This window comes from Nonomuraea lactucae, from assembly GCF_003313395.1.
In the GTDB taxonomy this organism is placed as follows: domain Bacteria; phylum Actinomycetota; class Actinomycetes; order Streptosporangiales; family Streptosporangiaceae; genus Nonomuraea; species Nonomuraea lactucae.
The window spans coordinates 1-12,145 of record NZ_QNFZ01000214.1 but is presented as its reverse complement, the minus strand read 5'-3'; the positions used below and the strand labels follow the sequence as shown (position 1 = coordinate 12,145).

Genomic DNA, 12,145 nt, shown 5'->3' with positions numbered 1-12,145 from the left:
GGCCGGGCGGGCATCCGTGGCGATCTCGCCCGCGCTCGCGGGCGCCGACGCCGCGGACGGCCCCGCGGCCCGCTCGAAGAAGCGGAGGAGCTCCACGGGAAGCGGCATGATCAGGGTGGAGTTCTTCTCGGCCGCGACCTCCACCACGGTCTGCAACAACCGGAGCTGCAGTGCCGCGGGCGTGTCGGCCATGATGGCCGAGGCGTCCGACAGCTTCCGCGCGGCCTGGAACTCCCCGTCGGCGGTGATGATGCGGGCCCGCCGCTCGCGTTCGGCTTCGGCCTGGCGCGACATCGACCGCTTCATCGTCTCGGGAAGCTGGACGTCCTTGATCTCGACGCGGTCGATGTGGATGCCCCAGCCCAGAGCCGGGCTGTCGATCATGAGGGCGAGGCCCTTGTGCAGTTCCTCCCGGTTGGTGAGCAGGTCGTCGAGTTCGCTCTTGCCGATGATCGAGCGCAGCGAGGTCTGCGCCACCTGCTCGATCGCGAACAGGTAGTTCTGCACCTCGATCGCGGCCCGCAGCGGATCCTGGACCCGGAAGTAGACGACGGCGTCGACCCGGACGGAGACGTTGTCGCGGGTGATGCCCTCCTGCGTGGGGATTGGCATCGTGACGATCTGAACGTTGACCTTCCTCATCCGGTCCACGAACGGGATGAGCAAGGTGAGCCCGGGCTGCCGGACTTCTCTCTGAGCCCTGCCGAAGCGGAACACGATGCCCCGCTCGACCTGGTTGACGATCCTGACGCCGCTCAGCACGATCCACAGAACGATCAGTGCGAGCAGCACCGGCAAGACGGTGGACAGCATGGCAGGTCCCTCCCAGTTCGAGGCTACGGCCGCGAGCCTCGAACCGGGTGCGAACGTGGGGGGTCGATTCGAGTGTGGTCGACGCGCCGGGATCAGACGTTCAGGCTCCAGGAGACGACCTCGCCCACGTCGGTCTTGCAGGCGCCGCGCACGCGCAGCCGCCACGTGCCGTCACGGGTCTCGGCGCCCGGCGTTCGTCACCTTGCCCTGGGTCGCGGCGGCCACGAGGGCGCGGAGATCTGCGCCGGCGTGACGCCGGGATGGGCGGCCAGGACAGCCCGCCCGGGAGCCCGCGGGCGGACCCCGGCAGCGCGCCGTCACCAAATGACGGGCGTTATGCCAGGGGTTTAAGTCACCCCTAATCCTTAATTCCCCGAAATGTCAAATATGGGCATATTAGGGCCTATTCAATGGGGTGGAATCGGGATATCACCGAGCTCGGCGGATACCCCCCACGGACGGAGAGCGACGATGCGCCGGCTCAGAACCCTGTTCCCGCACCTGTTATTCGTGGTCGTCCTGCTCGCCGGGTCCGGCGTCCTGGCGACAGGCACCGCGACGGCAGCGGCGCCCAATCGCTGGGGCTTCGCCTACGTCGACGTGCCCGCCGGCGTACCGGACCCCAGCCGACAGGCAGGGAGCTGGCCCGGCGGCTTCAACGTCACGGTGAGCCCGGGCGCGCCGGGCGAGACGCTCGTCCGCTTCCCGCAGATCGCCGGCCCGGGCGGCGTCGTGCACGTGACCGCGGTCATCGACACTCCCCACTGGTGCCAAGCAGGAAAATGGTGGCCGAGCGCGGCGGACCTGGTGGTCTCGGTCAGGTGCTACAGATTCGGCGGCAGCCCGGCGTTCGTCCCCTTCTCCATCGTGTACGGCGAGAGCACCGGCCTTCTGCCCGCCCCCCAAGGCTTCGGCTACGTGCACTACAACCCCGGCGGAATCGTCACCCAGTTCAACTCGGCCGGCGGCGTCAACACCGTGGTCCCCATCGCGGTCAACGCCTGGCGAGTCACGCTCCCCGGCCTCGGCACGCCCGGCGCGGAGGGCGGCGTCCAGGTAACCGCGGCCGACCCGCAGCAGCCCGCCAGGTGCAAGGTCAGGTCGTGGCCCGCGGCACCCGTCATCGCGGGCGCGCAGACGGTGGAAGTCGTCTGCCACAACGCGGTGAACAGCCCGCTCAACACCGGGTGGAGCCTCACCTACCAGCGCCGGCGCGCGGTCAACGGGGCGGCGTTCCCGCCCAAGCACTTCGCCTACACCTTCGACAACCAGCCCTTCAACCCCGGCCCGTACGCTCCCTTGCCCCCCGGCGTCAACTTCAACAGCCTGGGCGCGGTGAACACCGTCCAGTCGGCCGGCCCGGGGCTGCGTCTGGTGACCTTCCCGAAGGTCGGCTTCCTGCCTGACAACGTGCAGGTCACCGCGTTCGGGCCAGGCCCTGAATACTGCAACCTGCTGACCCGGTGGAGCACCTCGGGCAGCGTCGTCCACGTCCGCGACGTCGCCTGCTACTCAGCGGTGACCAGGGTCAACACGGCGTCCCTCACCACCTACGCCTCGCTGCACTGAGGCGGTCACGGGCCTGGCCCCACCGGCCAGGCCCGCCGGGTCTCGGGGCGCGTCACACCCGCCTGCGGGGCTGGCTGCCCGACAGCGCTTGCTGACTCTGGGTCATCACATTGCTAACCATCTGGTGACAACGCTGTCAACGGCGTGCAACCGGCCGAATAGGGCCTTCTGGCGAGGGGTGAGGCGGCGTACTTTTGGGCCAATCATCCCCTTTGATCTTCGGCAGGAGGCACATGGCCCTCTATGACAACGTTGTCATTGATAACGCTGTCACCTGACGCCGCCATGTGGCCTCCGGCTGAAGCTGGAGGCAGTCCATGCATCGCAGCCCCACCAGGCACCCCCGTGCACGCATCCTCCTCACCGTGATCGCCCTCGCAGCCGGTGTGCTCGCCCCCCTGACCGGGGCGCCACCCGCGGCGGCCGCGGTGCCCGACCCCGCGGCCACCGTCGACACCCTCATCGGCAGCAGCAACAGCGGAGAGACCTTCCCCGGAGCGACAACCCCGTTCGGCATGGTGGCGTGGAGCCCCGAGAACACGGAAGGCAACCAGATGCGGACCGTCGAACCCGGCGGTTACGGCTACAACGCCACCCGCATCCGAGGCTTCAGCCTCACCCACCTGTCCGGAACGGGATGCGCGGGCGCGTCCGGTGACATCCCGTTCATGCCCCACGTCGGCTCCGTCACCTCGTCGCCGACGGCGGACACCACCGACGGCACCTACGCCAGCGACTTCTCCCACTCCGACGAGACGGCCGCCGCGGGCCACTACCAGGTGCGGCTCGCCTCCGGCGTGAACGTGGAGCTCAGCGCCACGGCGCGCACCGGCGCGGGCCGCTTCAGCTTCCCGGCCTCAGGGACCGCGTCGATGCTGGTGCGCACCTCCAACTCGGAGGTCGGCAGCAGCGCCGCGCAGACCACCATCGACCCCGCGAACCGCACCATCTCCGGCTCGGTGACCAGCGGCAACTTCTGCGGCTACATCAACGCCATCGGCCGGCGCAGCTACTACACGCTGCACTTCCACGCCGTCTTCGACAAGCCGTTCAGCTCCACGGGCACCTGGCGGGACTCGACGCGGACGCCAGGCGGCACCAGCGCCACCGGCGGCACCACCTACGGCACCAACGGGTGGCCCGTCGCGGGCCGCGGCTCCGGAGGGTACGTGACCTTCGACCTGAGCTCGGGGCGGACGGTCAACGTGAGGGTCGGCATCTCCTACGTCAGCCAGGCCAACGCCCAGGCCAACCTGAACGCCGAGAACCCCGCCGGCACGACGTTCGACACGGTACGGCAGCGCGCCCACGACAGCTGGAACGCCGAGCTCGGCCGGATCGAGCTGACCGGCGGCACCCCGGCCCAGATCACCACCTTCTACACCGCGCTGTACCACTCACTGCTGCACCCCAACCTGTTCAGCGACGTCAACGGCCAGTACATGGGGATGGACCAGCAGGTCCACCAGGTGTCGGGGGCGCAGAGAGCGCAGTACGCCAACTTCTCCGGCTGGGACGTCTACCGCTCTCAACTCCAACTGCTGACGCTCTTACGCCCGGACGTGGGAGCCGACATCGCGCAGTCGCTGCTCAACCAGGCCGACCAGAACAAGGGTGTCTGGGACCGGTGGACCCACAACCAGGGCGGCACCCACGTGATGACCGGCGACCCCGGGCACGCGGCGCTGCCGAGCATCCACGCCTTCGGCGGCACCGGCTTCGACGTGTCACGCGCGCTGTCCTCCATGGTCCACGCGGCCACCACGGTCACCCCGGAGGACCTGAGCCGGGACGGCTGGAACGTCATGGTGGTCGGCGAGCGGCCCTCGCTGGACAAGTGGCTGAGCATCCACTACATCCCGGCCAACGGCAACGCCTGGGGCGGCGCCGGCGAGACCCTCGAGGTCTCGACCGCCGACTTCGCCATCTCCCAGCTCGCCCGGCGGCTCGGTGACAACAGCCTCCACCAGCAGTTCCTGGCCCGCGCCCAGTACTGGAAGAACGTGTGGAACCCCGCCGTCGGCCACATCCAGGACCGCAACGAGAACGGCAGCTGGCCGTCGTTCAACCCGGGCAGCGACAATGGCTTCGCCGAGGGCAGCGCCGCCCAGTACACGTGGATGGTCCCGCACAACGTACGCGCCCTGTTCGACCGGATGGGCGGCAACGGCAACGTCACCAACCGGCTGGACGGGTTCTTCCACCACGCGGACGGCAGCTGGGCGCTGACCGGGGCCGGAGGGCTGAAGGCGGAGATGGCCAACGAGCCCTCGATCGGCAGCCCCTGGCTGTACGACTTCTCCGGCCGCCCGGACAAGACCCAGCAGACGGTCAGGCAGATCGTCAACACCCTGTGGTCCTCCGGCCCCGGCGGCATCCCCGGACAGGACGACCTCGGCGCCATGTCCTCCTGGTACGTGTGGGCCGCGATGGGCATGCACCCGCTCACCCCCGGCCGGGCGGAGCTGCTCCTGGCCAGCCCGCTCTTCCCGCAGATCGTGGTGCGCCGGAGCAACGGGGTGACGCTCACCGTGAACGCCCCCGGCGCGTCCAGCGGCACCTTCTACGTGCAGGGCCTCGCCGTGAACGGCGCCGCCTCGACCAGGCCGTGGCTGCCGGAGTCGTTCGTGACCAACGGCGGGACGCTGTCGTACACGCTCGGCGCAACCGCCCACCCGACGTGGGGCCGCGCGGCGGCCGACGCCCCGCCGTCGTTCGACACGACCTCCACCGGGCCGGTCAACGTGGCGCTGAACAAGGCGGCGACCGGCTCGGCGCCCTGCGCCTCCAGCGAGGGCCCGGCCAAGGCGGTCAACGGCAGCGTCTCGGGCGGCAACAGCGACAAGTGGTGTTCGGGGGCGACGCCCAAGTTCCTGCAGGTCGATCTCGGCGGGCAGTACGCCATCACGTCGTTCACCGTCCGGCACGCGAGCGCCGGTGGTGAGCAGGCCGGCTACAACACGCGCGACTTCGACGTCCGGGTGTCGGCCGACGGCAGCACCTGGACCACCGTGGCGCAGGTCCGCGGCAACACCGCCGGCATCAGCAACCATCCCGTCACCGCCACCACGGCCCGCTACGCCCGGCTCGACGTTCTCGCGGCCGAGCAGAGCGGCGGCGGCGCGGCGCGGATCTACGAGTTCGAGGTCTACGCCCCGTCCTCGTGATCACCAGACAGTGATCTCACCGACGGTTCCCGCGAAGGGATGAGACATGCGCACAGGCACCTTACGACGGACGCTCCTCATGGCATGCGCGGTGGCGCTGGGGACGTTCGGATTCGCCACCGTCCCCACCTCCCCCGCCAAGGCGGCGCACACCGGCGCCGCGCCGGTCACCTGGACGGTCAACGGCCCGTCCCCCACCTCTCGGACGGCCGCCCGGGTCACGCTCGACAACGGCAGGCTGACGCTGGCCGTACAGCACGGGGGAGGCACCGTGCTCGCGCCCTCGCCGATCGGCATCGTGACGGACGCGGCCGATCTGAGCGCGAACCTGACGTTCACCGGCCGCGCCGACCAGACCGTCACGACGAACTACTCGATGCCCACCGGCAAGCGCCGCAGCCGGAACACCACGTTCGCCGAGGCGAGGCTGTCGTTCACCGGCCAGGGCGGCGCCCGGATGGACCTGGTCGTCCGGGTCTCGGACGACGGCGCCGCCTACCGGTACGTGCTGCCCGCCACCGGCGCCGTCACCGTGCGGAGCGAGGCGTCCTCCTGGACCCTGCCGAGCACGAGCGCGCCCGCCGTGCTGCTGCCGCACAGCTCGGACTACCAGGGGCAGTGGACGCAGACGACCGCGGGCGGGGCGCCGGCGGGTGGCTACGGCTACCCGGCCCTGTTCACGGTGAACGGCACGTACGTGCAGCTCAACGAGTCCGACCTGGACGGCCGGTACGCCGGGAGCCGGCTGTCGCACCAGAGCGGCTCGGCCACCTACACGACGTCGCTGGAGAGCTCCACGGTCGGCGCCACCGGCCCGCTGTCCACCCCGTGGCGCATCGCCATCGTGGGCGACCTGGCGGCCGTCACCCAGTCGACGCTGGTGGACGACCTGGCCGCGCCGTCCAAGGTCGGCGACACCTCGTGGATCCGTCCGGGCAAGGTCGCCTGGTCCTGGCTGACCGAGCCGGGCAGCCCGGGCAACGCGGCGCGGCAGCGGCAGTACATCGACTTCGCCCAGCGCAACGGCTGGCCGTTCGTGCTCATCGACGAGGGCTGGAACAGCTCGTGGGTGCCGGACGTCGTCAGCTACGGTGCCGCCAGGGGCGTGGGCGTGATCCTCTGGTTCAACTCCAGCGAGCTGCGCACCGCCGAGCAGCGCGAAGCGTGGCTCCCGCTGGTCAGGAGCTGGGGAGTGGCCGGGGTCAAGATCGACTACATCTGGGAGAACACCCAGCCCACCCTGAAGTGGTACGACGCCGTCCTCGCCAGGACCGCCCAGCTCAGGCTGATGGTCAACTTTCACGGGGCCGAGATGCCCCGCGGCATGCAGCGCACCTGGCCGCACGTGATGACCGCCGAAGGGATCTACGGCGCGGAGCAGCAGCGCAACCGGGCCGCGTTCAACACCAGGCTGCCCTTCACCCGCAACACCGTGTCGAGCATGGACTTCACCCCGACCACGTTCAGCGTCACCGACCGCGACACCACCGGCGCGCACGAGGTGGCGACGTTCCTGGTCTTCGAGTCCGGCTGGCAGCACGGCGGCGACAACCCCGAGACGTACGAGGGCAACGCCGAGGCCCTGCGCACGCTCAACCGGCTGCCCACCGCCTGGGACGAGACACGGCTGCTCGGCGGGCAGCCCGGGCGGGAGGCGTACCTCGCGCGCCGTGACGGCGACAGCTGGTACGTGGGAGGCATCTCCGCTCTACCGGCCAAGACGTACCAGACCGGGCTCTCCTTCCTCGGCCAGGGCCAGTGGATGGCCGATACGCTCCGCGACGGCGCCGGCGGCACCCTGACCAGGGAGACCAGGGTGGTCACCAGCGCCGACACGCTGTCGGTGCCGGTGGCGGCCAACGGCGGCTTCGTGACGATCCTCTGCCGGTACACCAGCGGCACGACCGGGTGCACGTCGCCGGGGCCGAAGAATCTCGCCCTGGGCAAGCCGGCCACCGCCGACTCGTCGTGCAACGCGAACGAGACCGCCCCGAAGGCGGTCAACGGCAGCGTCTCGGGCGGCTGGAGCGACAAGTGGTGCTCCGGCGGCGCCAAGTGGTGGCGGGTCGACCTGGGCTCCAGCGTGACAGTCAGGTCGTTCACGGTCCGGCACGCGGGGGCCGGCGGCGAATCGGCCTCGTACAACACCCGGGACTTCGACATCCAGGTGTCCGCCGACGGCAGCGCCTGGACCACCGTGGTGCAGGCCCGCGGCAACACGGCGAACGTCAGCACCCACCCGGTGACCGCGGTCACCGCACGCTACGTGCGGCTGAACGTGGTCACCGCCGAGCAGGGCGGCAACGGCGCCGCGCGGATCTACGAGGTCGAGGCGTACTCGTAGCGGATCGGCCTCCGGTTGACGGAAAGGGCTAACGGGCTGCGGCCTGCTCCGCGGGCAGGCCGCACAGCTCGGCGGCGGTGGCCCACAGCGCCTCCTCCCTGGCCGGGTCGTAGGACTCGGCAGAGGATCGGATCACCGTCCCGCGGTCGATGTAGGAGCCGCTCTCGCCCGGCCGGGGCCCGGCCATGGCATCCGCCAGCAGGCGGCCGGCCGCGTCGGGTCCCATGGCGAAGGGCGCGGCCCGCAGCCCCTGCATGAGCGTGCGCCACAGGGCCCGGGTGATCGGCCCCGCGTCGCGGGCCAGCCCGGTGCCCGGCACGAAGCCAGGGTTGTAGGTGTAGACGTCCACACCTGGGGGAAGCCGTCGGGCGAAGGCGTGGACCAGGTAGACCACGCCGAGTTTGCTCGTCGAGTAGGCCCTGCGCCCTTCGGCCACCGACGCGGCGCCCGGGCCCGTACCAGGGGTGGCCAGCGTGCGGACGTCGTCCCAGCGCGGCGCGGGGACCATGCCCAGGTTGTGCCTGCGGTCGCCGAAGTGGACGGCGCTGCCGACCACGATGATCCTGGACGAGCCGGCGAAGCCGTCGAAGAGCAGCCGCAGGAAGAGGTAGTTGGCGAGGACGTTGACGGCGAACGTCACCTCGAAGCCGTCGGCCGAGGCGCGCGTCCGCGTGGCCATCTGCAGGCCGGCGTTGCCGAGGAAGCCCCGCAGCGGTGGCAGCTCCCCGGTGTCGAGACGTCGCCTGATCTCCGAGACCGCCGTGCGCACCTCGTCGAGGGCGGTCAGGTCGCACGGCACGACCGAGACGTTCGGATTGCCGGTGGCCCGGGCGAGCTCCCGGGCGAGGCTCCGGCCCTTCCTGCCCCGGGCCGTCACCACCAGGTGCCGGTCGGGACGCTCGCGCAGCAGCTGCTCGGCCGCGACGCGGCCGAGACCTCGGCTGGCCCCTGTCATGACGAGGGTGCTTGTGGGTGAGGACATGACCACCTTCGACTCTCAAGTTACTGGTACTGAGTACCATAAGGTATCAAGTCCCTTAACGGTAGGATGGTGGCATGCCGACTTCCATCCGAGAGCGCAAGCGGCGGCGAGCCAGAGAAGCGATCATCAAGGCGGCCTTCGACCTGTTCGCGACGCACGGGTTCTCGGCGGTGACCGTCACCGAGATAGCCGAGCGCGCGGAGGTCGGCCGCACGACGTTCTTCCGCTACTTCGGAGACAAGCGGGAAGTGGTCTTCGCCGACGAGCAGCACATGCTCGACGAGCTGCTCGCGCTGGAGGGCGTGGACCCGCTGCCGGGGATGACCCTCGCACAGGCGCTGTCACGGGCGAGGCCGGCCGTGCGGGCGGTGTGCGCCGTCGGTACGCGCGATGCCGGGCGCTACGTGCTGTACGAGCGGCTCGTGGCCGACAACCCCGAGCTGCACGACCGCGCGGAGCGCAAGCTGCTCGCGCTCACCGACGCCATGGCGAGGGTCCTGCGCGCACAGGGGGCCGCGGACGCCACGGCCGTGCTCGCGGCCCATATCGCGCTCGCCTGCTTCCGGACGGGCCGGCTGCTGGCGGGGCCGGACCCGGCAGCGCTGGCGGACGCGGCGGACGCCGCCTTCGCCGAGGTGGAGGCGCTTGCCGGGGCCGGCGCGTTCTCCCGTTGAGCGCTCAGAGCTTGCGGATCGACACGGCGTTGTCGCCGACCGCGCCGCCCCGCGCGTACACGCACTGGTACGCCCGCACGACGGCGATGACCGTCCAGCCGGGCGGGGCGGGCTGGTAGCCGCAGATGACGATGGTGCGGCCGGAGGGCAGGCCGTTGAGGTTCGTCAGCGTCTGCTGGTTGTTCAGCAGCCCGTTGGGGGTCTTGCTGGCGTCGCAGTCGTAGGAGTAGGACAGCGCGGTGGCGTAGAAGCCGGCGGGGGGAGGCGGGCTGATGCAGCCGGTCACGGTGCCGCCCGAGCTGGTGTCCGTGACGTTCTTCATGGTCTTGGCGTTGTAGTAGATGCTGCCCGGCGGTCCGCACTGGTACCAGTCGCTGTAGGACGTGACGATCCAGCCGGTGGGAACGGGGTTGTTCGCGCACACGGTCTGGCTCGGGCCGAGCCGGTGTGCCGCCGCTCCGGCGGCGGTGGGTAACAGGGTCGTCATGGCGGCGACGGCGACGAAGACGGCAGTCAGCACCCTCATGGTCACTCCTGGACGAATCGAGTAGCGGGGCGATGTACTGATCGCCTGAATCATCACAGTGAGCGAGGGCGAAGGAAACAGATTTCCTTACAGAATCGCACTATGGCCAGTTATGGCCACATCTATTGCCAAATAGGCGAACTTCACCGACGCGGCGGGCCCCCGGCACGCGGGAGCGTCGTCCTGTGGAAACCTTTGCGGACCTGGCCGAGATCGTGATGCGGGTGCGGCGCGCGGACGGTTCGTGGTCGGCCCGGACGATCTGGGTGGTCGTGGTGGACGGCGACGCCTACGTCCGCTCCGCCTTCGGACGCCGCAGCAGCTGGTACCGCCAGGTCGGCGCGGGCGCCGGTACGGAGGTCGAGGCGGGTTCGTCGATCCTTCCCGTGCGGCTGGAGGCGGTCCGCGATCCGGAGCTCCTCCAGCGGGTCTCGGACGCCTACCGGGACAAGTACGCCCTCAGGTGGCCGGGACCCGTCGAGACGATGGTGGCCGGCGAGGCGGCGGCCACGACCTCGCGCCTGCGTACCGACCCGGCGGCCTCAGCGGATCCCCGGCAGGTCTCGCAGCTGCTTGCGTGAGGTGAGGCCGAGCTTCCTGAAGATGTTGCGCAGGTGGGCGTCCACCGTGCGGGGACTGAGGAAGAGCTTCGCGGCCACCTCCTTGGAGGTCTCGCCCTCGGCGACGAGGCGGGCGATGTGCACCTCCTGCATGGTGAGCTGCTCGCCCACCGGCGCCGAGCGGCTGCGCGCGTGCTCGCCCGTGGCCCGCAGCTCGCCGGCCGCCCGGTCGGCGAACGCCTCGGTGCCCATGTCCGCGAAGAGTCCGTGCGCCTGGCGCAGCCGCTCGCGCGCGTCCCGCCGCCTGCCCTCGCGCCGCAGCCACTCCCCGTACAGCAGGTGGGCGCGGGCGCGGTAGACGGCGGCGCGGGAGCCGTCGAGGTGGTCGACGGCCTCGCGGTAGGCGTCCTCGTCGCCGGTGACCAGTGCCCTGGAGTACGCCTCCACGCCGAGCCCCCAGGGGGTGCCGCCGGCCCGCGTCCGCTCTGCCAGCGAACCGAGCGCCGACGCGGCCAGCTCCCGTTCGCCGCTCCGTACCGCGGACTCGACCAGCTCGGGCAGCGCTAGCCCGGTCATGGCGAGGTCGTCGAGCTCGACGGCGCGCCGTGCCGCCTCCAGCGCCGCCGGGTAGTCGCCGAGGCCGTTGTTCAGCACGGCCGTCGCCCAGTGCACGCTGAGGCTCATGCGCTGCGAGGCGGCGAGCACGCTCTCGAACAGCTCGACGGCCTCCTGTCGCCGCCCCCGCAGAGCGGCCAGGTGGAGCCGTGGGTAGACCAGCGGCGACGCGCCCGTGGCGTCGGCGATCGCCTCGCCCTCCGAGATCTGCTCCATGGCCGCGCCGAAATCGCCCGCGTGCGCGGAGACGGTGGCCAGCATGGCCAGGCCGATGGGCAGGATGTGGAACGAGCCCGATTCGCGCCCCACGGCCACGAGATGCTCGGCGGTGCCCGCGTACGCCTCGAAGTCCCAGACCTCCACCGCGAGCAGCACCGCCAGCGACGGCCGGCGGACCCACACCTCGTTCCGGACGTCGGCGACGATCGGCCCCAGCAGCGGGACGGCGGCCCGGTGCCCCTCGGCGGCCAGGCGGACCAGGCCGTCCAGCACCAGGTCCGAGCTGTCGGGGGGCCGCGGAGCCGGGGGCGCGGTCTGGGCCGCGGCCACGGCAGGGTCCATGTCGCCGGTGAGGATGCCCATCTCCAGCGCGTCCAGATAGCAGGCGCGCGACCACTCCGGGTCGGACACCGTCAGTCGCCGGGCGGCGCGGAGCACGTGGGCGGTGGCGCCCTCACCGCCCCGGTGCGTGGCGAACGAGATCCGGCCGCGCAGCAGGTCCAGCCTGGCGCGCTGCCCCTGGTCGAGTGGCGCGGTCTCGGCGGTGGTCAGCAGCTCGGCGGCCACGTCGAACGCTCCGGCCGCGAGCTTGGCCTGCGCCGCGGCGAGCACGCGCTCGACGCGCCGCTCCGGGTCGAGCGTGAGCGCCGCCGAGCGTTCGAGGAAGGCGGCGGCG

9 protein-coding genes are annotated in these 12,145 nt (G+C 71.1%); 5 read left to right on the top strand and 4 right to left on the bottom strand.

The window, feature by feature from the left end:
* Positions 1–813, bottom strand: an 813-nt coding sequence (locus DQW85_RS13310) for a slipin family protein (protein WP_162794951.1), incomplete at its 3' end; no start/stop codon positions are given.
* Between the two features lie 471 nt (positions 814–1,284).
* Here DQW85_RS13310 and DQW85_RS13305 point away from each other — a divergent pair.
* The 3 genes from DQW85_RS13305 to DQW85_RS13295 all read left to right on the top strand — a co-directional run bounded on the left by DQW85_RS13305 (position 1,285) and on the right by DQW85_RS13295 (position 7,893).
* On the top strand, positions 1,285–2,382 hold the full coding sequence (locus DQW85_RS13305; protein WP_113700629.1) for a hypothetical protein: 1,098 nt from the start codon (positions 1,285–1,287) through the stop codon (positions 2,380–2,382).
* Positions 2,383–2,747: 365 nt separating this feature from the next.
* Positions 2,748–5,549: a GH92 family glycosyl hydrolase gene (locus DQW85_RS13300; RefSeq protein WP_240197144.1), complete on the top strand. Its 2,802-nt coding sequence runs from the start codon at positions 2,748–2,750 to the stop codon at positions 5,547–5,549.
* A gap of 46 nt (positions 5,550–5,595) precedes the next feature.
* The gene (locus DQW85_RS13295; RefSeq protein ID WP_113700627.1) at positions 5,596–7,893 is read left to right on the top strand and encodes a glycoside hydrolase family 97 N-terminal domain-containing protein; all 2,298 of its coding nucleotides are present in this window, start codon (positions 5,596–5,598) and stop codon (positions 7,891–7,893) included.
* A 28-nt stretch (positions 7,894–7,921) separates the two neighbouring features.
* On the opposite strand, the gene DQW85_RS13290 is transcribed toward DQW85_RS13295, so the two are convergent.
* Positions 7,922–8,875: an SDR family NAD(P)-dependent oxidoreductase gene (locus DQW85_RS13290; RefSeq protein ID WP_113700630.1), complete on the bottom strand. Its 954-nt coding sequence runs from the start codon at positions 8,873–8,875 to the stop codon at positions 7,922–7,924.
* A 74-nt stretch (positions 8,876–8,949) separates the two neighbouring features.
* Here DQW85_RS13290 and DQW85_RS13285 point away from each other — a divergent pair, with 74 nt between their 5' ends.
* Positions 8,950–9,549, top strand: a complete 600-nt coding sequence (locus DQW85_RS13285) for a TetR/AcrR family transcriptional regulator (RefSeq protein ID WP_113700626.1) — start codon at positions 8,950–8,952, stop codon at positions 9,547–9,549.
* Positions 9,550–9,553: 4 nt separating this feature from the next.
* On the opposite strand, the gene DQW85_RS13280 is transcribed toward DQW85_RS13285, so the two are convergent.
* Complete coding sequence (locus DQW85_RS13280) at positions 9,554–10,075, bottom strand: hypothetical protein (protein ID WP_113700625.1); 522 nt, start codon at positions 10,073–10,075, stop codon at positions 9,554–9,556.
* A gap of 185 nt (positions 10,076–10,260) precedes the next feature.
* On the opposite strand from DQW85_RS13280, the gene DQW85_RS13275 reads away from it, so the two are divergent.
* The gene (locus DQW85_RS13275; RefSeq protein ID WP_113700624.1) at positions 10,261–10,656 is read left to right on the top strand and encodes a DUF2255 family protein; all 396 of its coding nucleotides are present in this window, start codon (positions 10,261–10,263) and stop codon (positions 10,654–10,656) included.
* Here DQW85_RS13275 and DQW85_RS13270 read toward each other — a convergent pair.
* A partial coding sequence (locus DQW85_RS13270; RefSeq protein WP_162794950.1) for a helix-turn-helix transcriptional regulator occupies positions 10,618–12,145 on the bottom strand: 1,528 nt, incomplete at its 5' end. The genes DQW85_RS13275 and DQW85_RS13270 overlap by 39 nt on opposite strands.